This window comes from Meiothermus cerbereus DSM 11376 (assembly GCF_000620065.1).
GTDB classification, from domain to species: Bacteria; Deinococcota; Deinococci; order Deinococcales; family Thermaceae; genus Meiothermus; species Meiothermus cerbereus.
In genome coordinates this window covers 46,401-67,257 of record NZ_JHVI01000001.1, presented here as the reverse complement: position 1 = coordinate 67,257, position 20,857 = coordinate 46,401, and the positions used below count along the sequence as shown (strand labels likewise).

Sequence of the window (20,857 nt, the reverse complement as noted above, 5' to 3'; positions counted from 1 at the left end):
TGGGCATATAAACATACCCGGCCCTCGACCTGGCGTATCCTAATTGGCAACTGGAGAGGCCTATGAGTAAAGCACCTGATATTGTAGACCTGCTTAACCTGGCGGTAGAACGAAGCGCCTCAGACCTGGTAATCACGGTGGGTCTTCCGCCGATGGTCAAGGTGGATGGCGAGTTTCACCCCACCGAATTTGAACCCCTGACCCCCCAGGAAACCCGGCGCCTGACCTATGCCCTGATGGACGAAAAGCAGCAGCGGGTTTTTGAGGAAGAAAAAGAGCTCGACTTCTCCTTTAGCCTGCCCGGCAAAGGCCGCTTCCGGGTCAACATCTTTTTGCAGCGCGGCAGTGTGGGTGGGGTGTTGCGGGTGGTGCCTTCCAGCATCAAAAGCTTTGAGGAGCTGGGCCTGCCCAAAGGCGTGGCCGATATTGCCCTGAACCCGCGGGGCCTGGTGTTGGTGACCGGGCCTACCGGCTCGGGCAAGTCCACCACCCTGGCCTCGATGATTGACTACATCAACGAGAAGAAGCGCTGCCACATTGTGACCATCGAGGATCCCATCGAGTTTTTCCACCGCCATAAGTCTTCCATCATCAACCAGCGCGAAATCGGCTCCGATACCCACGGTTTCGACAAAGCCCTGCGCTCGGTGCTGCGCCAGGCCCCCGACGTGATTCTGGTAGGGGAGATGCGCGACTACGAAACCATCGCAGCAGCTATTACTGCTGCCGAGACCGGCCACCTGGTCATGGGCACGCTGCATACCAACAGCGCCCCCGAGACCATTGACCGCATCATCGACGTGTTTCCGGAGTCGCAGCAAGAACAGGTACGGGTACAGCTTTCCAACAACTTAGTAGCGGTGCTGACCCAGCAGCTTCTACCCAAGGCCTTTGGCGGTGGGCGGGTGCTGGCCTATGAGCTGATGATTGCAACCCCGGCCGTGCGGGCGCTCATCCGCGAAGGCAAGAGCCACCAGCTGATCAACGTGATTCAAACGGGTGGCCAGCTCGGCATGATTACCATGGACGCTCACCTGGCCGACCTGTACAAGCGCAAGCTGATTACCTACGAAATGGGGATGTCGCGCGCGGTAGACCCCAAGGAGTTTGCCCGCCTGGCCGGTGTGGGTGCCTCTGCTCCGCAGGCCACAGGCGCACGCCGACCGTAGATACTGGCATCCATCACAGGTGTTCCCTTTACCTGTTACCGCTCAGGCTCACCACATCAAGGGAACAACCCAGCGAGATTTCATATCACGTGCCGGAGCGCATGAAGCGGCTCGCCTGAGCCCCATCCTGACTTTGCCAGGATGGGGCACGCACAAAGCGTTCAAGAAATGTCTTTGATTTGGTCTTTTCTGGGGCCCCCGCCTGAAGCGCGGGCAGCAACAGCCTGAAAAACGATGATGCCCTAACCTCTGTGTAACGGAACGATTCAGGCGGGGTTCATATTACCCAGTCCAACGGTTTTGGTTGGACTGGGTATTCAGGCGTGCCGCGACTAGTCCAGCAGCCCCGACCGGGCCAGCAGGGCCTTGGGGTCGGGGTCGCGCCCCAGGAAGCGGCGGAAGAGTTCGGCCGGATCGGCCGCGTTGCCCTTGCTAAGGATGTGGGTGATGAAGTCTTCGCCGGTCTGGCGGTTGAAGATGCCTTCGGCCTTGAAGCGCGAGAAGGCATCGGCGTCGAGCACCTCCGACCACTTGTAGGAATAGTAGCCGGCAGCGTAGCCCACCGGATGACCGAATAGATGAGCAAAACCAGCCACGAAGGCGAAGTCCTGGGGAAGCGGGGCGGGCATGAAGGGTTGCATGACCTGCCGGGCGTAGGTGACGACATCGCCATCGCTGGGGGTGTAGTGAACGTGCAGGGCCAGGTCAAGCGTACCAAAGGCCAGTTGGCGCATGCCCAGGTTGGCGGCCCAGTAGTTCCTGGCCCGCAGCATTTTCTCAAAAAGCTCGTCCGGGATGGGCTCACCGGTCTGGTAGTGACGGGCAAACAGATCCAGGGCCTGGCGTTCCCAGCACCAGTTTTCCATAATCTGGCTGGGCAGCTCCACAAAATCGCGGGCCACCTGGGTGCCCACCAGGCTGCGAACCTCTACGCTCGAGAGCGCCAGGTGCAGCAGGTGGCCGAATTCGTGGAAGATGGTCTCGACCTCGCGGTGGGTCAGCAGGGCAGGCTGGTCGCCCACGGGTGGGGTCAGGTTGCCGCACATCAGGCCCAGGTGGGGCTCCGTAGTTTCGCCCTGGCGCACCCCGCGGATGAGTGAGTTCATCCAGGCCCCACCGCGTTTGTTCTCGCGGGGGTGCCAGTCGGTGAAGAAGCGGCAGATGCGCCGGCCCTCGCGGTAAATCTCGTAGGTTTTGACCTCGGGGTGCCAGGTGTCCACGCCCTGTACTTCCCGCACCTCGAGGCCAAACACCCGCTGCGCCACCTCGAAAAGCCCGCTGAGCACCTGGGGCAGGGCAAAGTAAGGCCGCAGTTCTTCCTCGTCGAAGTGGTAGAGGGCCTTGCGCTGCTTTTCCGCATAGTAGGCGATGTCCCAGGGCTCCAGCGGGGGTGCTTGAGGGCCCTCGAGCTCCCGGCGAAAGGCCTCGAGGGCCGCCAGCTCTTTTTTGAAGTAGGGCTCATAGGCGGCCTTCAGGTCTTGCTCGAAGCGAAGGGCCGTCTCGGCTTTGCCCGCCATGCGGTTTTCCAGCACGTAGTCGGCAAAGTTGGCATAGCCCAGGAGCGCGGCTTTCTCGCGGCGGAGGGCGAGAATTTCGTCAATCAGGGGGCGGTTGTCGCGGCCCAGCTCGGTGGCGCGGCGGTGGTAGGCCAGGTAGACCTGTTTGCGAATTTCGCCGTCGTCCAGGTAGGTTTGCAAGGCCAGATAGCTGGGCTGCTGCAGGGTGAAGCGGTAGCCCTCCCGCCCCTTGGCGCGGGCGCTCTGGCGGGCGGCCTCGAGGGCACTGGGCGGCAGGCCCGCGACCTGGGTCTCGTCCAGGTAGAGCTCCCAGTCGGCGGTGGAGTCGGTGAGGTTCTGCTCGAACTGGGTGGTGACCTCCGAAAGCCGGGTGTTGAGGGCCTCGAGGCGGGCTTTCTTTTCGGGCGGAAGGTCGGCCCCCTGGCGGCGGAACTCGTCCAGCCGCAGCTTGAGGAAGCGGGCCCAGTCGGGGCTGAGCTGCTGGGCCTCGGGGGAGGCCGCAAAGTCTTTTAGGGCCTGGTACAGCTCGGCAGAAATCTGCACCCGGGTGTAGAAAGCGGAGATGGCGGGGATGACGGCGTTGTAGGCGGCCCGTAGCTCGGGGCTCGAGACCACGCTCTCGAGGTGGGCCACCAGCCCAAAGGCGTAGCCCAGCCCCTCGCCCAGCCGATCCAGGGGCAGCAGGGTGTTTTCGAAGGTGCGCGGGCCATCTACCTGCAAAATGGCCTGAAATTCGGCTTCGGCCTGGGCCAGCAGGCTCTGGATGGCGGGCTCGATGTGCTCAGGGCGGATCTGGCTAAAAGGAATATCGTAGCGGATTTGCAGTAAGGGGTTTTCCGGCATAGCAACTCAGTATAAAGGGGTCTGGGTCTATAGAATGTGCAGTATTCAGGCGTAGCTTTGCACCGCCCGCACCACTGCTTCTACCTCGGCCTCTTCCAGGAAAGGGTGCATGGGCAGGCTCAGCACCTCGCGGGCGGCTGCCTCCGCGGCGGGAAGGGAGCCTGCAGGGGCTAGCCCGCGGTAGGCGGGTTGCAGGTGTACCGGTACCGGGTAATGGATGCTGCTACCGATGCCCTGTTGTCTAAGGTGGGCAGCCAGCCGGTCGCGCTCGGGGTGGCGGATGGTGTACTGGTGATAGACGTGCAGCGCGTAGGGCATCTCGCAGGGGGTTTGCACGTAGCCCTTCAGGGCCTGGGTGTAGCGTGCGGCAATCTGGCGGCGGCGTGCGTTCCAGGCCTCCAGATGGGGCAGCTTGACCCGCAGGATGGCAGCCTGCATGGCGTCGAGCCTCGAGGTGTAACCAGCCGCACGCAGGTGGTGATAGCGCTCCCTGGAGCCGTGGTTGGCCAGCAGGCGCGACTCCTGAGCGATGGCCTCACTATGCGTGGTAATAAAGCCCCCATCGCCATAGGCACCGAGGTTCTTGCTGGGATACAGGCTAAATCCGGCGGCGTGGCCCAGGGTGCCGGCGTGGGCGTGGGGCTGGGCTGCTGGCTGGTCTGGGTAATATCGCGCGCCGATGGCCTGGGCAGCGTCTTCCAGCACCTGTAGCCCGTGCTTTTGGGCGAAGGCCAGAATTGCTTGCATGGGCGCGACCTGGCCGTACAGGTGCACGGGCAGTATGGCCTTGCTGCGCGGCGAGAGGACTGGCTCGAGGAGGTCGGGATTAAGGTTATAGGTCTGAGGGTCGATGTCTACCAGCACCGGCCTGGCCCCAGCGTGCTGGATGGCCTCGATGGTGGCAACGAAGGTAAAAGGCGTGGTAATGACTTCATCCCCTGGCCCAATTCCCATAGCCCGTAAGGCAATGGCCAGGGCATCGGTGCCGGAACCGCAAGAGACCACGTAAGGAACGCCCAAATAGGCGGCCAGATCGTCTTCCAGGGCAGCGACTTCGGGCCCCCCGATGAACCCGCCAGAGGTTAGAACCCGTTCTATGGCAGCATCAATTTCCCCTTTGAGCTCGAGGTACTCCCGCTTGAGATCCAGAATCGAAATCATAGAAAAAACACCCTTGGATTAGCATAATGCACCCTTCATAATCATCGAGCCTCTAAGCCTGATGGCAACGTTTGTGAAGGGTGCGGTGGTTTTTCGCTGGGGCCCAACAGCCTGAAAAATCAGCGCGTTTCGACGGCTTTTAGGGGTTCACAAGAAATGTCTTTGATTTGTTCTTTTTCTGGGGCCCCCGCCTGAAGCGCGGGTAGCAACAGCCTGAAAAACGATGGCGCTCCAACAATCCCCAACGGAACGATTCAGGCGGGGTTCATATCACATGACCCTGATCCCCAGCAGAGGTGAAGCCTAAGGCTGCAATGAACCGGGTCACCGTCAACGGTAGATGCCTTTCCCCATCCACAAACCCACCCCCAGGCCCAGCAGGTTTGCGCCCCAGGCCCCGACCTCGGGGGGAACCGGGCCAGAGAGGGCCAGTACCTTGCCGGTGCTAAAGGCCACGTAATAGGCGATGGTGAGCACCAGGGCTAGGGCCAGCGCGGTGCCTGGACTGGTGGCCCGGCGTACCGCAACAGGCAGGGCCAGCACCATCACCATCAGGTTGGCCAGGGCCAGGGCGATGGCGGAATGCCACTGGGCTTTGGCTTCGCGCAGCTCGCGGGGTGGGGTGCGGGGGTCTTGGAGCTTGCGCCACCACTCCGAAAGTGAAACCGGTACCTCGAAGCCGCCCCCGGCGTACTGGGCTTCCAGGTCTTGGCGGCTACGGGAGAGCTTTACTGAGAGTTCTGCTCCGGGCTGGCCGATGTTCTGGGCCTTAAAAACCGCCTGCAAGCCTTCCTGGGCTGCTTCCAGGCTGGCAAACTCGGGCAGGGGAAGCTGGGCAAAGTCCAGGGTGAACACCTTGTAATTCCGAAGCACGATTATCCGATCCTGCAGGCGGGCAGTCTGCGCCAGGATTACGGTCATGTTCTGGCCCTGCCAGCGCTCGAGGCGCACCTGCTGAAACTCGTCTTTGGCGGGGTCGAAGCCATCGTAGCGCAGGGTGTACTCGCCCACCGCAAGCTCGCGCCCAACCAGGTTGAACTGGGGGGTGCGCTCGGGGATGAGCTCGTTCCAGTACACCACCGCGGTGGCCCGGTTGGCCCAGGGCACCACCCACTCCGAAAGGGCCAGGGAAAGGCCGCTCAAGAGCAAGCCACCCAGCAAAAACAGCCGGGCTGTGCGCAGCAGCGAGATGCCGCCGGCCTGCATCACCAGCAGTTCGTTTTCCCGGGCCAGCCGCCCGAAGGCCAGCATGACCGCCAGAAGCCCGGCGATGGGTAAAGCCTGCACGCTGGCATAAGGCACCTGCAGGGCCAGCCACTTCAGGATGCTGCCGAGCTCGGCGGTGGTCATCCACTGGGCCCTGGGCAGGATATTGCTGATGAGCCCAAAGCTCACATAAAGCACCAGCCCGAACAAAAAGACGGGCAGGGCTTCGCGCAGAATGTAACGGTCCAGGCGGGTCATCGAATTTCCAGTCCAAACACTAGTTTGCCATTGGGTACTTCGCTGGGGTCCTGGGCGATGCGGACTTCCTGGTAGCCCAGCCGCCAGATCAAGCAGCAGTCGGCATAGCGCAGCTCCAGCCCCCAGCGGCTCACCCCCTGGCGCAGGAAATCATACCCGAGCAGGGGGCTCAGGTTGAGGTCGTAGGTGCAAGTTAGAGGAACGGGGGTAAAGCCCACCACCAGCTCCCGGCGCTCCCAGTCGTCCCGCCCGTTGCTGAGAGTTTTGCCTACGCAATTCCAGCAGCTATTAAGTTGGGCCCAGACCTCGCCATAGCTTTGCGCATAGCCGATGCGCAGGCTAGCCTGGGTCTGGTTTTTGAGGAAGTCGTGTTCGGTCTGAAGCTGAATTTGCTGGTACTGCAGGCTGCCCGAGAGCTTTTGTGTGGTCTCGCGGCGCTCGAGCCAGAAGCGTCCGGGGGTAGACTCGATGGCCCAGGCATAGCCCAGGCGTACGCTAAAATCGGCCCGGTAGTGGCCTTCGACCTGCCCGCCGTAGGCCAGGTACTGCTGGGGCTGGTTGTAAAAGCCCAGCACCCCAAAAGGCTCGAGGCGAAAGCGAAAAGGCCCCTCCTGCAACTCGAAGCGGTAGCGCAGCTCGGCGCCAGCGGCCAGGCCCTGCTCCTGGGTGGCCGGGGTTCCGTCCCGCCAGTCCTGCGCAAACCAGGCGTAAGGAATCAGGGTAAAGCCATCCAGCGCAAAAGACTGTTTGAGGCCAAAGGCAAAGCGTCCTTTTTCGCTATCGTGCGTAAAAAACACCGGACCATCTACCACCTCGCCCCGGCTGGCCGGGCCGCTGGACTTAAGGTCGAGCTCGAGCCGAGCCCGCCTGCCTTCCTCCTGCCCTGAAAACCCCAGCCTGAGCACCGGGTCGGGGCTACCTAAGCGCAGGCCCAGCAGGGTGATGCGGGTGCTGAACCTACCGCTAAAGGTGTTCGACAGGGGAAACTCGCTCAGGCCCAGGTTTAAGCCCTGGTCGAAGTCTAGCCGCAGGGGGAAAATCAAAGTGCTGGCCTCTGTGCTGTGCAGGCCCAGGTTTTCGCTCAGGGGCTGGTTTACATCCAGGCGCAGCGCGTCGAAGCGGGCCAGGCCCAGCCGATAGGCCTCGAGCCGGCTGTCTTCCAGTACTACCTCGCCGCTCTTGGTGTCAAAGCGCAGGCTTTGCGACAGCATTCGCAGGTCGTCGCCGCACCGGCAGGTGGTTACACGAATTCCGTGGGCTTGCAAGACCTGGTTTTTGATCTGACTTTCTTCGGCCCAGAAGCGGTAGCGAGGGGTTTCTACCTCAATTTGCTGGGCGGTCAGCAGGCCTTCGGCCTGGTCGTAGCGCAGGCTAGGGGCTTGCAGCCGCAGGCCTTTGGTTTCCAGGCAGGCCCCATCGGTAAAGATAGCCACGTCGCCGTCGAACTCGAGGTTGCCCCCACCTGCCAGCCCTTCAGGCGTCTCCAGGGTGTAGGGTTGTTCGGAGCAGGGCGTGCCGGGGCTGGCCCAGGCCAGGCCGGATAGCAGAACCACCACAAAAAGCAGGCGCACAGGACAACCAGAGGGAAGGGAAAGCAGCGGCTGTTTGTTGCCGATGGGCATCTGAACCGCCAGGCTGCCCTGGCAACCCGCGAAAGCCTTTGCAGCCGCGGCGGGTTCAGTGGGTTTGCTGCACTTGCTCGGATGCTCAGCAAAAAACGAGCTCAGCACAGCTTTTTTGTGTTCGGTTGGGGCGGGGTTACTGTGGAAAACAGCTTTAAATGCGGCCAGACCTGGGCTCTTCCACCCGATGCTCTCCATGCGCACGCCCTACAGTTTATCGGCATAAGGGCGCAGGCGGTTCAAGACCTCGGCAGGAACACGGGTGTTGGCCCGCACTTTACCGCTGCCAAAGGTCAGCAGCAGGGTGCTGTCGGGCCGGTTGCCGCGCAGGGTGGTGGCCCCATCGCGGAAGGTGAAGGCCCCCAGCACCAGGGCCTGGTCTTTGCTGGTGTCCACAATCAGGGTGCTGGCCTCGAGGGCCGGGTCGCTCGAGCGCACCTCGCCCTTCAGTACCAGCACCTCTTCCTTGAGCAAAAGCCCCTGCTGGGCCGAGAGGGCTTTGAACTCTTTGGAGCTAAAGCGCACACCGCTCATCCGCAGGGTATCGGGCTTTTGCAGGTACTCGAGGCTATTGGCGCTAAACTCGCCCTCCCTGGCCTTGAGGGTGGCTCCCTGGGCCCGGATAAACTCGCCGTCCTTGTACTGGATATAACGGGCTTCCAGCACCAGCCCGCTCTTGTTATCGGTGATGGTGCCACCGGTGGGCAGGGTGTAGATGCCGGTGCCCACGTCGAGTTCGGAGTTGCCCTTAGGCCTGACCTCGAAGCCGGCAAACCTCGAGGCAGACGCCACCACCGATAAAAGGGTGAGCAAAATCAACCAGCGCTTCATCCCCAAAATCTTAGAGCCTCCCGCATGAATCGAATGAGCAAATCTTCAACCCTGCCCGGTTTGGTTATGGCGCTACGTTTGAGGCCAGGTTTGCTTTGGCCCCGGCATCTGGATCATGGGCTTTGGCCGGGCAGGTATGGTCGAATCCCCAGAACGGTTGGGGTTTTTTGGCTATACTCCGAGGAGATGCGCTTGCTGGCTTTTCTGGGGGTAGTTCTGGCCTCAGCCCTGGCTTTTCCACGCTTGGGCCTGCACGAAGGCTATACCCGACTGGTATTCGACCTCGAGGCCAAAACACAGTACCAGATTGCACAATCGCCCGATACCCTGACCATCCGCTTCCAGGGTATCAAGGTGGGGGCCGCCGATGTGGACGTAAGTTCGCCCCAGGTGGCCTCGTACCAGGTGGTCGTTGCCAGCAACAGCGTTACAGTGTTCGTGCGCCTGAAGCCCAGTGTCGAGATTAAGAGTGTGGTTCTGGAGGATGGAAACCGGCGCCGCCTGGTGGTGGACGTGCTGGCCTCGGCGCAGGCCCCCGCAAAACCGAACCCCCCACCAAAGGGCCTCGAGCCCCCCAGACCCCGCACCCAGCCCAAGGTGGTGGTAATTGACCCCGGCCACGGCGGTGTGGACTCCGGCGCGGTGGGTTTTGTGGTGGAAAAAGAGGTAACCCTCGACCTGGCCCTGCGCCTCAGGCAGCTCTTGCAAAAAGAGGGCATTGAGGTGGTGCTCACCCGCAGCAGCGACACCCACCTTTCACCCGACAAGGCCACCGACCTGGGCTTGCGGGCCGAGATGGCCAACTCCAAGCGCAACCTGTTTGTCTCAATTCACGTCAACAGTGCGCCCAACGTGGCCCAGGGCATCGAGACCTACTACTTTGGCAGTGTCCTGGACCCCAGTTTGCTGGCCCAGGTTATCCGCGAAAACGGTGGTGGGGAGCTGGGACGCCGCCTGACCCAGGAGGCCCAGAGCGTAGGGGAGCGGCTGGTGCGCGACCTGATTGCCCAGTCCAACCTGAAGTTTTCCCGCCAGCTGGCGCACTACGTGCAGGGTGCGCTGGTACAGGCTACCGGGGCGGTGGATCGGGGGGTGCGTCAGGCGCCGTTTTATGTGATTCGCAACGCCCGCATACCCGCCATTCTGGTTGAGGTGGGCTTTGCCAACCACCCCGAAGAAGGCCGCCGCCTCCAGACCGAGGCGTACCGCCAGACCCTGGCTCAGGCCCTGGCCCGTGGCATTTTGCGCTTTCTAAGCAATGGGGAATAGGTGGGTAGGTCGTTTCTGCTGGGCGATGCGCAGTAAGTCCCACAGCGCAAGGTCGCATAGACAGCTGAGCAGCAGGTCGGCCTGGCTCAGGTCAAGGTGTTGGGTAAGGGCGTTGGGAATAGCCACCGTAAAAGCCCCCGCCGACCTGGCCGCCAGCACCCCGTTAAGCGAGTCCTCGAGCACGATGGTCTGAGCGGGAGAAACCCCCAGCCCTTCGGCAGCCCGCAGAAAAAGGGCTGGGTCGGGTTTGGTAAGGGCCACGTCCTCCTTGGTGCGGATGACCTGGAAATACCCCAACAACCCCAAGCGCTCCAGGTGACCTTCCACCCAGGCCCGTCTGGAACTGCTGGCGACCCCTAGTTTGAGGCCCATAGCCTGGGCGGCCTCGAGGTAGTCCAGCACCCCCGGCAGGGGCTGTAAAGACTGATTGAGGGTTTGCTTGCGGGCTTCCACCCATCGCTCGAGGCCTTTTTTGTCCAGGGGTTTGCCCAAAAGCTTTTCCAGGTTGTCGGCAGGGTCGAAAGAAATCGAGTTATTGCCGATGAAGGGGAGCCAGTAATCCAGCGGGAGCTCGAGGTCGTACTGCCGATACACCTCCTGCCAGGCCTGGAACTCGCTGCTTTCGGTATCCAGAATGGTGCCGTCGAAATCGAAGATGAGTGCTTGCATATGCTGTGCATTGTAAATCATGCCCGCTTTGAGGAGTCCGCAGGAGATTACAGGAATACTGTGCTAAGCAAGCACCAAACTTTTGTAGATGGCGATATAAACAACATCCTGGTCGCTTAAAATGTTGACCTGATTCAATTCTGACACAAGCTGGTGTAGGCTATTCGGCGTATGAAACGCAGCCTGTTTCTCATTTTGGCTTTGCTGGCTTTTGCGCTGTCGATGGGTCTGGCTCAGAACCCAATCAAGGTGCGCATTGGCTTCAACCCCACCCAGAACTCTGACCAGCTTCGTCCGGCGGCTCAGGCCATCGCAGACTATCTCGAGCGCCGCTTCCAGGGGGCCATCGAGGTGGAAATCTTCATCCCTACCGAGTACCGGGGCCTGATTGAGGCCATGCGCGGGGGCAACCTCGACTTTGCCTTCTTCCCCCCCGATGGCTACGTGATTGCCAACCAGGATGTGGGGGCTCAGGTGCTCCTCAAGAGCGTGCGCGGCTCCAGCCCCTTCTACTGGAGCGCCATTATCGTGCGTAAAGACTCAGGCATTAAGAACCTCCAGGGGCTTGATGGTAAGAGCATCGCCTGGGTTGATAAGAACTCGGCCGCCGGGTACGTTTTCCCCCGTGCAGCGGTGGTAGGGGCCGGCTTCGACCCCGACAAGCTGTTCGCCAAGCAGACCTTTGCGGGCCGGCACGATGCCTGCGTGCTGGCTGTGCTTAACAAGTCGGTGGATGCCTGCGCTACTTTTGCCAACGATACCCGCAACAAAAGCGGGGCCTGGACGCAGTTCCTCAAACCCGAGGAAGCCGCCCAGCTCACAGCAATTTTCTACTCCAGGCCTATCCCTGGCGATACCTTCTCGGTTTCTAAGCAATTCATTACCAAGTACCCCACCCTTTCGCGGGGCATTGCCGCTGCTTTGCAGGGCATCAAAACTCCGGAAAATAAGCTTCTGTTCAACCTTTACCGCATCGACTACATGATTCCTGCCCAGGACTCCGACTACGATGTGGTGCGCCAGGCCCGCAAAGTGGCCGGTCAATAAGACCAAATAGACCTCTGGCGCTCTTTTGCCCCCGGTGCTGGCTGGGGGCTTATGATTTGATGAAAAAGCCGGGCGAAAGAGGACGAAACCGGATACGAAGAGCTTTGCCACATCCGAAAGCAAAAAAACTGTGCTGGACGTGTGTTTTGCCGACAGGACTGGTGGCAAAAAGGCAAGCCAATGCAAAGCTATGCGCCCTGGAGGACACATGATTGAAGTCCGAAACCTTAACCAGACCTTCCAAACCGCCAAGGGGCCCCTCAAGGTTTTGATGGATGTGAACCTCGAGATTGCCCCAGGTGATTTTGTCGCCGTAATTGGACGTTCGGGTGCTGGCAAGAGCACCTTTTTGCGTACCCTGAATGGGCTCTTGATTCCTACCTCGGGCTCGGTGGTGGTGAATGGCACCGACATTACCAAGCTGCCCAAGCGCGAACTGCAAAAGTACCGCCGCACCGTGGGGTTTATTTTTCAGCAGTTCAATCTGGTCAACCGTTTGAGCGCCCTCGATAACGTTTTGCATGGCCGCCTGGGCTACCTTCCGACCTGGCGTGGTTTGCTGGGTTTGTACAGTGAGGCCGACTACCGCATTGCTCGGCAGCAGCTCGAGCGGGTGGATCTGGCGGCCAAGGAGAACGCTCGAGTGGACTCGCTCTCGGGCGGGCAGCAACAGCGGGTGGCCGTTGCCCGGGCCATGGCCCAGCAACCCACCCTGATGCTGGCCGACGAGCCTGCCGCCAACCTCGACCCGGTTTTGTCGGAGGAGGTGATGCGCACCCTCAAGCGCTTCAACGAACAGGACGGGGTTACGGTGGTCATCAACATCCATGCCCTCGACCTGGCCTTGAAGTACGCCAAGCGCATCGTCGCCTTCAAACGGGGGCGACTGGTGTTTGATGGCCCGCCCGCGCAGCTTTCCGAGGCGATGGTGGACGACCTCTACGAACGCAAGGAGATGCTGGCATGACCGGACTGCTGCTTTACACCCTGTTCGGGCTGGCGCTGGCGGTGCTGATGGGCGTGGCCAGGGGTTCCATGCGACGCTGGATTGTAGGGGCGGGGATGGCCCTGCTGGTGGTGTTTGCGGCCTTCCCTTTTAGCCGGGCCAGGGGCTTCCTGAGCCGCGACACCATCGATCCCACGCTGCTAGGTTTAACGCCATTTTATCCCCTGCTGCTGCTGATTCCTTTGGGTGTGCTTGTAGCCCTGGTGCTGGCCCCTCGAGGTGGAAAAGCTGCTGGATGGGGTGGGGTGCTGGGGGGAGTAGCGGTGGTGGTGGCCGCCGGGAGCTGGTATTTGCAGCCAGCCCAGCTGGTTCGCTTGCAGCCCGTTAATGGTCTGATGGAACTGCTCGTGGCGGCTTTGGTAGCAGGCTCGATTGCCCTGCTTTCCTTTAGCCGACCCCAGCTACGCATTCCCATTCTGCTGCTGGCGGCTTTGGCAGGGGTTCTGGCCTTCTTCTGGTTTCACACGCCTCAAGGGGGTGGGGCTTACCTTCCCAAAAGCCTGGGCTACTACAAGCTGTTTTTCTCTACATCTCCCCAGAGCCAGCAGGAGATGGTTGAATCCTATAACCGGGCCCTGCCCGAGCTCAACGCAATACGCAAGGAACTGGGCCAGGACGAACTAAAGCCCATTCAGGGCCTCTCCGACCTGCAAGGGGCCATACCCCAGCAGGCCTCGAGCCAGGGCTTCCGTCTGGTGCAACCGGCCACCACCCAGTACGGGGCTTTTGGGGTTTTCTTTTTAGCGGGGCTAATGCTGGGGGCAGGGCTGGTGCTGCTGCGAAACCCGGCCCTGCAAGAGCCCGACGATTTCCGCGCAGGCATCCTGATTGCCCTGGTGGTGAGTTTCTTAATACCGGCGTTCGATGCCACCGAGTTCGACCTCAACAAACTGGTGGAGGGCTGGCCCTTCCTGCAGCAGTTCGCCGACAAAGCCTGGCCGCCCATGCTGGCCGATGTTGCTGCAGAGCGCTACCCCCTCCAGGAGGTGTTGAGCCAGATCGCCGTAACGGTGCAGATGGCCCTGGTGGGCACCTTTCTGGCCGCGATTTTTGCCATGCCCATCTCGTTTCTGGCGGCCCGCAACGTAACCGCGGGTACGCCCTTGATGCGTACGGTGTTTTACCTGACCCGCCTGTTTTTGAATGTGCTGCGGGGGGTGCCTACCCTGATTATTGCCCTGATTTTAGTGGCGGCGGTAGGACTGGGGCCTTTTGCGGGGGTGATGGCCATTGCCATTCACTCCCTGACCGAGCTGGGCAAACTCTACTCCGAGGCTATCGAAAACGCCGATAAAGGGCCGGTGGAGGCCCTCGAGTCCACCGGTGCTTCGGGAGTAAATGTGGTGCGCTGGGCCATTCTGCCCCAGGTGTTGCCGCTGTTTGTGTCGTACACGGTCTACAACTTCGAGATTAACTTCCGCTCCTCGCTGGTGCTGGGCCTGGTGGGCGCAGGTGGCATCGGCTACTTCATCAACGAGAAGATGGCCTCGGGGCAGTACGACCAGATGATTGTGGGGGTTATTGCGATTGTGATTGTGGTCAACATCATCGACTTTGCCTCTTCGTGGCTGCGCAGCCGACTTGTCTGATACCAGATTTGGTTGGTTCGTCACCGAATGGTGGCGAACCAACTTATTTTGTTTGAAGACTATCTTTTTGAATCCGGCATCACCTGCCATTGCTCAGGCTCACCACACCAAGGGAACAATCCAGTCAGGTCTGATAGCGTCCCAAGCCCCTGAAGCGCTGGTAGCGATCCTCAAAGAGCTCCTCGGGACCCAGGCTCGAGAGTTCTTTGAGCGTGGCTGCCAGGGCTTGCTTGATATTGACCAGGGTGGCAGCAGGGTCGCGGTGGGCGCCGCCGCTTGGTTCGGGGATGATCTGATCCACGATCCCCAGGCTCAGGAGGTCGGGGGCCGAGAGCTTGAGGGCCTCGGCGGCTTTGGCCGCTTCCTTGGCGTCGCGCCACAAGATGGCCGCGCAGGACTCGGGCGAGATGACCGAGTACCAAGCGTTTTCCAGAATCAGCACGCGGTTGCCCACGCCAATGGCCAGGGCCCCTCCTGAACCCCCCTCGCCCAGAATGATGGCAATGGCCGGTACCCGCAGGCGGGCCATGCGCTGGATGCTCTGGGCAATCACCCAGGCCTGGCCGCGCTCTTCGGCAGAGATGCCAGGGTAGGCTCCTGGGGTGTCGATGAAGGCGATAAAGGGCCGTCCGAACCGGTCGGCCAGATCCATCAGGCGCATGGCCTTGCGGTAGCCCTCGGGGTGGGGCATGGCAAAGTTGCGCCGGATGTTTTCCTTGGTATCGCGGCCTTTCTGGTGGCCTGCCACCACCACCGAGGTACCCTCGAAGCGGGCCAGCCCCCCCACCACAGCGGGGTCCTCACCATAGGTGCGATCTCCGTAGAGCTCCACAAACTCCGTCATGATGCCCCCGATGACCTCGAGAGTGGTGGGTCGGCCAGGGGCGCGGGCCAGTTGTACCCGTTCCCAGCGCGACAGGTTCTCGAAGGTTTCGGACTTGAGCTGGGCTAAGCGCTCCCGCAGAACCTGAATCTCTCCCGAGAGGTCTACCCCGCTGCTGGCGGCAAACCCCTCGAGCTCGGCTATTTTGGCCTCGAGCTCTTCAATGGGCTTCTCGAACTCAAGCGGCATGGGTACCCCCTTTAAGGCCCGCTGGGGTTGCCCACGCCAGTCCAGGCCTGACCCGACCCCTATTCAGCATGGTTCACCGTCCTGGGGTGCAGTAGCTTCAGTATTTTTGCCACAGTTTCCTTGAGCTTGCGACGGTCTACGACCTGATCCACCATGCCGTGCTTGAGCAAAAATTCCGAACGCTGGAAGCCCTCGGGCAAATCCTGGCGGATGGTCTGCTTAATGACCCGCGGCCCGGCAAAACCAATCAGGGCGCCTGGCTCGGCCAAAATCACATCGGCAATAGCGGCGAAGCTGGCCGTTACCCCCCCGGTGGTGGGGTCGGTGAGGATCGAGATATAGGGCAGTTTTTTAGCCCAAAGCCGGTCTAAGGCCAGGGTGGTTTTTGCCATCTGCATGAGCGAGAGGGCTGCTTCCTGCATTCTGGCCCCACCCGAGACCGAGACGATCACCACCGCCCGGTTTTCCTGGGCCGCCAGCTCGATGCCACGGGTAATTTCTTCGCCCACCACGCTGCCCATCGAACCGCCCGCAAAGGCATAGTCCATCACCAACAGCACGCTCTCCACACCGCCAATGGTGCACCTCCCGCCCACTATGGCGTCGGGCCGCCCGGCTTCTTTCTGGTAGCGCTCGAGCCGCTTGGGGTAGGGTTCGGTGTCCACGAAGCCCAGGGGGTCGGTGGGTTTGAGGCCGGTAATCTGCTCAAAGCTACCTGCATCGGCCAGCATCTCGATGCGCTTATCGGCAGACATACGCAGGTGATGCTCGCATTTGGGGCATACGTGCAGGTTGGTCTCGAGGTCCTTCTTGTATATCTGCGCGTCGCACTTGGGGCACTTGACCCACAGCTCGGGAATATCCCTTGCCTCGCCCTGTGCCCGGCGACGGCGGAAAAGCCGCTCTAAGGCCATAACGCCCTATCTTATACCGCAGAATGAGAATCGGGCGAAACCCCCTTTGTTTGAACAAGGTACAAACAACATCCGAATACTGCAAAACTAAAAACCCCCTGGGAAGCGGGTTTTTCATGGCAAGAATTTTTAGGAGCGGCTTATGGCGGCGACGCGCTCTTCGTCAAACTTCGGGTTGTCTGCCAGTGTTTTCTCGCGTGCAATGGCGTACAGCAGGAAGCCAAAGACCGGCTTAGCGAGCAGATCGGCCAGGCTGTAACCCACTTGTAAACCCACAATACCCACTGCATCGCCCACACCCAGGGTAGGAATCAGGTAAGCGATTGGGTAAAAGCCCCAGGAGGCGAGCAGCAAAAGGCGCATGTTTCTGGTAAGGAGCTTGACCCGCTCTGGCTGCTTATCCAGCGCCTTTGTCAGTTCAACCCAAAGCACGTACAGGATGTAGACAAAAGGTATGCTGGAAAGGGTTCCCCAAAGCCAGCGTGTGCCGTTATCGGTTGAAACTTCGCCTGGATACCCGAGTACAAGCATCAGGACTGCAGCAGTAATTAGCTTGAAAAGGAGGTTGTTTGTGGTTGCCCTTGGAAGTGCCAGCACAAGTATCAGTTCAGCTAAGAGAAGAGGAACGGTAAGCAACCAGTCTGCGTAGCGGTACGCGTCGTTGAACAGGGTGCCGCTGGGCAGGTATAAGCCAGCGTTGCTGCCTGTGCCAACAACGTACGCGTCCTGCCAGCTTTGGAAGATACGGTAGTAGTGGTAAGCGGCAATCCAGCAAACCAGAGTGGAGAGGTACATGGCCAGGTGGTACTTAGGGGAGATGAAGCTGCGGGCAAAGAGAAAAAACAGTCCCCCCGCAGCCATACCTGCGATGGTTAGGGAGAGCATGTTGTATACCAAAAGATACTGACCTGTGGTGATGGGTGTGTCTGCTCCGATCATAGCTGTTGCCTCCACGTTTGGTTTTTTTAAACCATGAACAGTATTTGGCTGGCCATCGCCAACTACCGTAGGCTAAGCAACTTTTGTATAAGGTGTGTATGATTCTTGTGTAACTTTAGATCGTTGTTTACAAGGCCCGGGTGCAAAAGCCCGATCTCTCAACGAATGCTTTTTCCGGATATAAAGGGCAAAGGGTCAACAGCTTTCCCGTAGCGATAGACGGTGTAGTGCAGGTGCGGCCCGGTGGAGCGTCCGGTAGAACCCACTGCGCCAATCAGGTGGCTCTGCCCGACCTGCTGGCCTTTTTCAACATATGAGGAGGCGAGGTGGCCATACAGGGTGTGCAGGCCATTGCCGTGGTCTAGCAGCACCATTAGCCCAAAAATGGGGTTCCAGCCCATCTCGCTTACCGTGCCGGTGGCGGTGGCATATACCGGGGTGCCTTCGGGGGCAGCAAAATCTACCCCGTTGTGGAATTCGTAGGCTCCGCCGCCAAAAGGGTTGGTGCGGTAGCCAAAGGCCGAGGTAAGGCTGGCTTCGACCAGCAAGGGCAGGCCGGTGGGGATGAATTGCGCCGGGTCGGGGGAGCGGTTTTGGGGTGTGCGGGCCAGGGTGGGGGGCGGAGGACGCCGCAAGATGCGTCCCGGTTGGGGGTCGGGTGGAGGTGGGTTGTTTAGGGCGAGGGCGGTGGCCTCGAGCTCGGCAGCAAAATTCCCAACCTGTGAGCGCAGGCTGAGCAGCAGGCTGCCCGGGTCGATGGGCTCACCAGCCCCTCTGGGGGCGCCGATCGGTTTGGGTACCGGGTTGGACTGGGATGGCTCGGGTACCAGGCGAATCCTGGGCAGACCGGCCTTGACCCGCAGCCGGTTAATTTCGGCCTCCAGCACGGTAAGGCTTTGCTGGAGCTGGACAGCTTCGATGCTGTAGGCTTCGTTGCGGCTTTTTTCGGCCTCGAGCTCCAGGCTAAGCTTGCGGGCCTGGGCCTCAAGCTGGGCCAACTGCTCACGTTGGCTCGAGCTTTTGACCCATCCCAGCAGCACCACCGCTACCAGCAAAATCGGCAAAACAGCCACCAGCCAGAGCGGCACCGTTAGGGTAACGCTCGAGGCGAGGGGGTGGGGCGCTCTGGCCATAACCTTACCAGCCTACACGGGACCGACTTTGGGTCGAGTGATTACTGACCCGCGCCCCAGGTGCTCAGCGGAAGGGGCAAAGCACTTCCGCTGGACTCCAGTCCGACAAGCCAACGCTGTAGGCTGCCAGGCTCAATGGCTCAGGCTGGCTTGGGTTACGGGCTGTTGCCTGTCCGGGTGTTCTGGGGGAGGGCACGGGGCTCGCCGGTCTGGCTGCGCCCGACAAAAACCGCGCCAGCCTCCACATCCAGCGACATCGCCCGCACGTCCCCTTCTACCCTGGCGCTCTTGGTGATGTGCAGCTTGCCGCTGGCGATAATCTGGGCGTGAATCTGCCCATGCACAATAATGTTATTGGCCTTGACTTGATCGCCTTCTATGTGGGCGTTGCTGCCGACCTCGAGGTCGCCCTCGACCACTACCGAACCCTTGACCCTGCCGTCAATACGCGTGTTGCCGGGGGTCTTCAGGTTGCCTTCGATCTCGCTGCCTTCGCTCAGGTAGGTGAGCGTAGCTGGGTTGGATTTACGTCCTGCGCCTAACACCGCCATAGTTTACACCCCCGCTCTGGTAGAACTTCCTGCAAACCAACCCCCGGATCATACCCTTTTGTGTCTGGGCCGATGCCTGATGCTAGTCGAGGTAGCGGTTTGGATTAACCTCGCCCCCGTTGCGGAAGACGGTGTAGTGCAGGTGCGGCCCGGTGGAGCGGCCTGTGGAACCCACCAGGCCCACCCGCTCACCGCGCTCGAGGCGCTGCCCAACCCGTACCGAGATGGAAGATAAATGCCCGTATAAGGTGCGGTAGCCGTAGCCATGATCCAACACCACCGCCAGGCCAAACGGGCCCTTCCAGCCGGCCTCGACCACCACACCAGCGCCAGTGGCCTGTACGGGGGTGCCGTAGGAGGCCGAGAAGTCGACCCCGTTGTGGAACTCAAAACCCCAGCCAAAAGGGTTACGGCGATAGCCGAAATACGAGGTGATGCGGGTCTGCCCGCGGATGGGGTAGCCATAGGGCATGGCCGCCTCGCGCCTTAGGGCCTCGTTCAGGGCTGGGGATACCTCGCCAAGCTTATCGGCAAGGGCCGCGGTTTGCTGGTCGGCATACCGCAGCACATCCTCCAGCGCCGCCGGAGCCGCAGCACCCCCACGTCCCCCGCCTTCGTTACGGCTTGGGGTGAGCTTGATTTTGGGCATTCCGGCCCGCTCGCGTAAGGTGTTGATCTCGTCCTCGAGCACCCGAAGCTGCTTAAGAATGTTTTGCGCGTCCTGGCTCAGGGCGTTGTTACGGGTGCGCTCGGCCGCCAACTGGTTGTTGAGCTTGCGGGCCTGATCCGAAAGGCTCACCAGCTGAATTTGAAGACTGCGCATCTCGGCGGTGCGCTGCCAGAGCCAGAGGTTCAGGCCGCTCCAACCGAGCAGCCCCAGCACCAGTACCACTGGAACCCACACCGGGAGCGAGAGCGTTTTAGGGGCGGCTCCGGTTCGGGCCAGCCACAGGGTGTAACGCACTGGGTGTCGGCGGGGTGGCATCAGGTGCTATAAGTAACGCCAGCCTGTGATTAAAGTCAAGGGCAATTTAGCTGGTTTCATTAATGTTTTCATGCAGGGTTGCCGGGTTTTTGCTTTTATCAAGCCCCAAATTGCCCTGGGGGCAGGGTCGCTGGTATGAGAGTTTCTTTAGGGTATGCGGGTGTTACATGAAAAGCTTGCTCCGTAGCCTGTATTACAATCTGGCGGAGCCGGGGCTTTTGGCCGCTCGTGCGCTACGCGAACTGCGCCGCAACCTCCATGGCCACATCTATGGCCCTCTGCACGGCCAAATCCTTGGCTTCCAGGATGGGCTGCTCGGCCTTGGTGCGCTGCGCGATGATGCCGCAGATGCAGGCTGCGGCAAACCCATAGACGTTGCCCATCTTGAATAGGGTTCCGGCCTCCATCTCGTAGTTGAGTACCCGCAGGTTGCGGTACTCTTCGGTGATGCCTTGCAAGGAGCGCAACAGATGCGGGTTGGCCGACCCGGTGCGCTCCTGGCCCTCATAGAAGGTATCCACCGAAGCAGTGATGCCCAGGGCGTACTCGATGCCCATCCGCTTGGCGGCCTCCACCAGGGCTACGGTGAGGAAAGGGTCGGCGCTGGCGGGGTACTCGGGTGGGGCAATGTCGTTGGCGGCTCCCTGGCGGCACAGGGCGGCTTTGGAAATCACCACGCTTCCGGGCCGTACCTCCTCCTGGATGGAGCCGCTGGTGCCTACCCGAATGATGGTGCGGATACCTACCTGCACCAGCTCGTTGACCACAATGCTCAGGCTGGGGGCGCCCATGCCGCTGGTGGCCGATATAACCGGGCGTCCGTTGGGCAGACGGCCCAGGTAACTATTCAGGCCACGGTTCTCCGAGAGGGTTTTGACCTGGCTTAGCTTGGTGTGGGCAATCCGGGTGGCGCGGTTGGGGTCGCCGCTCAGAATGGCCAGGGTGGGGGGATTGTCGCCTAGGTCTTGGGGCCCAAAGCCGATGTGATAGAGCTCTGCCATGGGCTCATTATGGCACTTGCGAGGGTTCAATCAAACCGCGCTGTAGCCCAACCAGGGATGATTTAGAGCGGTCTG

Annotated in this window: 18 protein-coding genes; 5 read left to right on the top strand and 13 right to left on the bottom strand. The window is 60.8% G+C overall.

The features are described from left to right. Positions 1–62: 62 nt before the first annotated feature. Positions 63–1,169 (top strand): type IV pilus twitching motility protein PilT, encoded by a 1,107-nt coding sequence (locus Q355_RS0100350; RefSeq protein ID WP_027875938.1) that lies wholly within the window; start codon positions 63–65, stop codon positions 1,167–1,169. 332 nt (positions 1,170–1,501) lie between these two features. On the opposite strand, the gene Q355_RS0100345 is transcribed toward Q355_RS0100350, so the two are convergent. The 5 genes from Q355_RS0100345 to Q355_RS0100325 all read right to left on the bottom strand — a co-directional run bounded on the left by Q355_RS0100345 (position 1,502) and on the right by Q355_RS0100325 (position 8,607). Then, a complete protein-coding gene (locus Q355_RS0100345) occupies positions 1,502–3,529 on the bottom strand; it encodes a M3 family metallopeptidase (protein ID WP_027875937.1) in 2,028 nt (675 codons plus the stop codon). Positions 3,530–3,574: 45 nt separating this feature from the next. Then, positions 3,575–4,690: a DegT/DnrJ/EryC1/StrS family aminotransferase gene (locus tag Q355_RS0100340; RefSeq protein WP_027875936.1), complete on the bottom strand. Its 1,116-nt coding sequence runs from the start codon at positions 4,688–4,690 to the stop codon at positions 3,575–3,577. A 330-nt stretch (positions 4,691–5,020) separates the two neighbouring features. Beyond that, on the bottom strand, positions 5,021–6,154 hold the full coding sequence (locus Q355_RS0100335; protein ID WP_027875935.1) for an LptF/LptG family permease: 1,134 nt from the start codon (positions 6,152–6,154) through the stop codon (positions 5,021–5,023). Next, positions 6,151–7,884 (bottom strand): hypothetical protein, encoded by a 1,734-nt coding sequence (locus Q355_RS15180; protein ID WP_245597434.1) that lies wholly within the window; start codon positions 7,882–7,884, stop codon positions 6,151–6,153. Before Q355_RS15180 ends, Q355_RS0100335 begins: the two co-directional genes overlap by 4 nt. A gap of 99 nt (positions 7,885–7,983) precedes the next feature. Next, the gene (locus tag Q355_RS0100325; protein ID WP_027875934.1) at positions 7,984–8,607 is read right to left on the bottom strand and encodes a hypothetical protein; all 624 of its coding nucleotides are present in this window, start codon (positions 8,605–8,607) and stop codon (positions 7,984–7,986) included. Positions 8,608–8,793: 186 nt separating this feature from the next. Here Q355_RS0100325 and Q355_RS0100320 point away from each other — a divergent pair, with 186 nt between their 5' ends. Then, the gene (locus Q355_RS0100320) at positions 8,794–9,876 is read left to right on the top strand and encodes an N-acetylmuramoyl-L-alanine amidase family protein (RefSeq protein ID WP_027875933.1); all 1,083 of its coding nucleotides are present in this window, start codon (positions 8,794–8,796) and stop codon (positions 9,874–9,876) included. On the opposite strand, the gene Q355_RS0100315 is transcribed toward Q355_RS0100320, so the two are convergent. Next, entirely contained in the window at positions 9,859–10,545 is a 687-nt protein-coding gene (locus Q355_RS0100315; protein WP_027875932.1) for an HAD family hydrolase, read from the bottom strand. The genes Q355_RS0100320 and Q355_RS0100315 overlap by 18 nt on opposite strands. A 171-nt stretch (positions 10,546–10,716) precedes the next feature. Here Q355_RS0100315 and Q355_RS0100305 point away from each other — a divergent pair, with 171 nt between their 5' ends. From Q355_RS0100305 to phnE, 3 genes are all read left to right on the top strand, one after another. Further along, positions 10,717–11,592, top strand: coding sequence for a phosphate/phosphite/phosphonate ABC transporter substrate-binding protein (locus Q355_RS0100305; RefSeq protein WP_027875931.1), 876 nt, complete (start codon positions 10,717–10,719; stop codon positions 11,590–11,592). Positions 11,593–11,800: 208 nt separating this feature from the next. Beyond that, a complete protein-coding gene (phnC, locus tag Q355_RS0100300; RefSeq protein ID WP_027875930.1) occupies positions 11,801–12,559 on the top strand; it encodes a phosphonate ABC transporter ATP-binding protein in 759 nt (252 codons plus the stop codon). Then, positions 12,556–14,187: a phosphonate ABC transporter, permease protein PhnE gene (gene phnE, locus Q355_RS0100295; protein ID WP_027875929.1), complete on the top strand. Its 1,632-nt coding sequence runs from the start codon at positions 12,556–12,558 to the stop codon at positions 14,185–14,187. Before phnC ends, phnE begins: the two co-directional genes overlap by 4 nt. Positions 14,188–14,311: 124 nt before the next feature. On the opposite strand, the gene Q355_RS0100290 is transcribed toward phnE, so the two are convergent. The 7 genes from Q355_RS0100290 to Q355_RS0100255 form a co-directional block, all read right to left on the bottom strand. Next, positions 14,312–15,259 (bottom strand): acetyl-CoA carboxylase carboxyltransferase subunit alpha, encoded by a 948-nt coding sequence (locus Q355_RS0100290; RefSeq protein ID WP_027875928.1) that lies wholly within the window; start codon positions 15,257–15,259, stop codon positions 14,312–14,314. A gap of 59 nt (positions 15,260–15,318) precedes the next feature. Next, positions 15,319–16,173 (bottom strand): acetyl-CoA carboxylase, carboxyltransferase subunit beta, encoded by an 855-nt coding sequence (gene accD / locus Q355_RS0100285; protein WP_027875927.1) that lies wholly within the window; start codon positions 16,171–16,173, stop codon positions 15,319–15,321. 129 nt (positions 16,174–16,302) lie between these two features. After that, positions 16,303–17,112 carry a bacteriorhodopsin-like gene (locus Q355_RS15175; protein ID WP_036258353.1) on the bottom strand — a complete coding sequence of 270 codons (810 nt, stop codon included), beginning with the start codon at positions 17,110–17,112 and terminating at the stop codon, positions 16,303–16,305. Between the two features lie 158 nt (positions 17,113–17,270). Next, the gene (locus Q355_RS0100275) at positions 17,271–18,245 is read right to left on the bottom strand and encodes a M23 family metallopeptidase (RefSeq protein WP_027875926.1); all 975 of its coding nucleotides are present in this window, start codon (positions 18,243–18,245) and stop codon (positions 17,271–17,273) included. 155 nt (positions 18,246–18,400) lie between these two features. Beyond that, positions 18,401–18,796, bottom strand: a complete 396-nt coding sequence (locus Q355_RS0100270) for a bactofilin family protein (protein WP_051529241.1) — start codon at positions 18,794–18,796, stop codon at positions 18,401–18,403. An 82-nt stretch (positions 18,797–18,878) separates the two neighbouring features. Next, positions 18,879–19,781, bottom strand: coding sequence for a M23 family metallopeptidase (locus tag Q355_RS0100265; protein ID WP_027875924.1), 903 nt, complete (start codon positions 19,779–19,781; stop codon positions 18,879–18,881). A 233-nt stretch (positions 19,782–20,014) separates the two neighbouring features. Then, positions 20,015–20,782 (bottom strand): nucleoside phosphorylase, encoded by a 768-nt coding sequence (locus tag Q355_RS0100255; RefSeq protein WP_027875923.1) that lies wholly within the window; start codon positions 20,780–20,782, stop codon positions 20,015–20,017. Between the last annotated feature and the right edge of the window lie 75 nt (positions 20,783–20,857).

What these genes read in the sequence shown, in the direction of transcription:
- Q355_RS0100350 (WP_027875938.1), top strand. Translation starts at nt 63, where the DNA reads ATGAGTAAAGCACCTGATATTGTAGACCTGCTTAACCTGGCGGTAGAA.
- Q355_RS0100345 (WP_027875937.1), bottom strand. Translation starts at nt 3,529, where the DNA reads ATGCCGGAAAACCCCTTACTGCAAATCCGCTACGATATTCCTTTTAGC.
- Q355_RS0100340 (WP_027875936.1), bottom strand. Translation starts at nt 4,690, where the DNA reads ATGATTTCGATTCTGGATCTCAAGCGGGAGTACCTCGAGCTCAAAGGG.
- Q355_RS0100335 (WP_027875935.1), bottom strand. Translation starts at nt 6,154, where the DNA reads ATGACCCGCCTGGACCGTTACATTCTGCGCGAAGCCCTGCCCGTCTTT.
- Q355_RS0100325 (WP_027875934.1), bottom strand. Translation starts at nt 8,607, where the DNA reads ATGAAGCGCTGGTTGATTTTGCTCACCCTTTTATCGGTGGTGGCGTCT.
- Q355_RS0100320 (WP_027875933.1), top strand. Translation starts at nt 8,794, where the DNA reads ATGCGCTTGCTGGCTTTTCTGGGGGTAGTTCTGGCCTCAGCCCTGGCT.
- Q355_RS0100315 (WP_027875932.1), bottom strand. Translation starts at nt 10,545, where the DNA reads ATGCAAGCACTCATCTTCGATTTCGACGGCACCATTCTGGATACCGAA.
- Q355_RS0100305 (WP_027875931.1), top strand. Translation starts at nt 10,717, where the DNA reads ATGAAACGCAGCCTGTTTCTCATTTTGGCTTTGCTGGCTTTTGCGCTG.
- phnC (WP_027875930.1), top strand. Translation starts at nt 11,801, where the DNA reads ATGATTGAAGTCCGAAACCTTAACCAGACCTTCCAAACCGCCAAGGGG.
- phnE (WP_027875929.1), top strand. Translation starts at nt 12,556, where the DNA reads ATGACCGGACTGCTGCTTTACACCCTGTTCGGGCTGGCGCTGGCGGTG.
- Q355_RS0100290 (WP_027875928.1), bottom strand. Translation starts at nt 15,259, where the DNA reads ATGCCGCTTGAGTTCGAGAAGCCCATTGAAGAGCTCGAGGCCAAAATA.
- accD (WP_027875927.1), bottom strand. Translation starts at nt 16,173, where the DNA reads ATGGCCTTAGAGCGGCTTTTCCGCCGTCGCCGGGCACAGGGCGAGGCA.
- Q355_RS15175 (WP_036258353.1), bottom strand. Translation starts at nt 17,112, where the DNA reads ATGATCGGAGCAGACACACCCATCACCACAGGTCAGTATCTTTTGGTA.
- Q355_RS0100275 (WP_027875926.1), bottom strand. Translation starts at nt 18,245, where the DNA reads ATGGCCAGAGCGCCCCACCCCCTCGCCTCGAGCGTTACCCTAACGGTG.
- Q355_RS0100270 (WP_051529241.1), bottom strand. Translation starts at nt 18,796, where the DNA reads ATGGCGGTGTTAGGCGCAGGACGTAAATCCAACCCAGCTACGCTCACC.
- Q355_RS0100265 (WP_027875924.1), bottom strand. Translation starts at nt 19,781, where the DNA reads ATGCCACCCCGCCGACACCCAGTGCGTTACACCCTGTGGCTGGCCCGA.
- Q355_RS0100255 (WP_027875923.1), bottom strand. Translation starts at nt 20,782, where the DNA reads ATGGCAGAGCTCTATCACATCGGCTTTGGGCCCCAAGACCTAGGCGAC.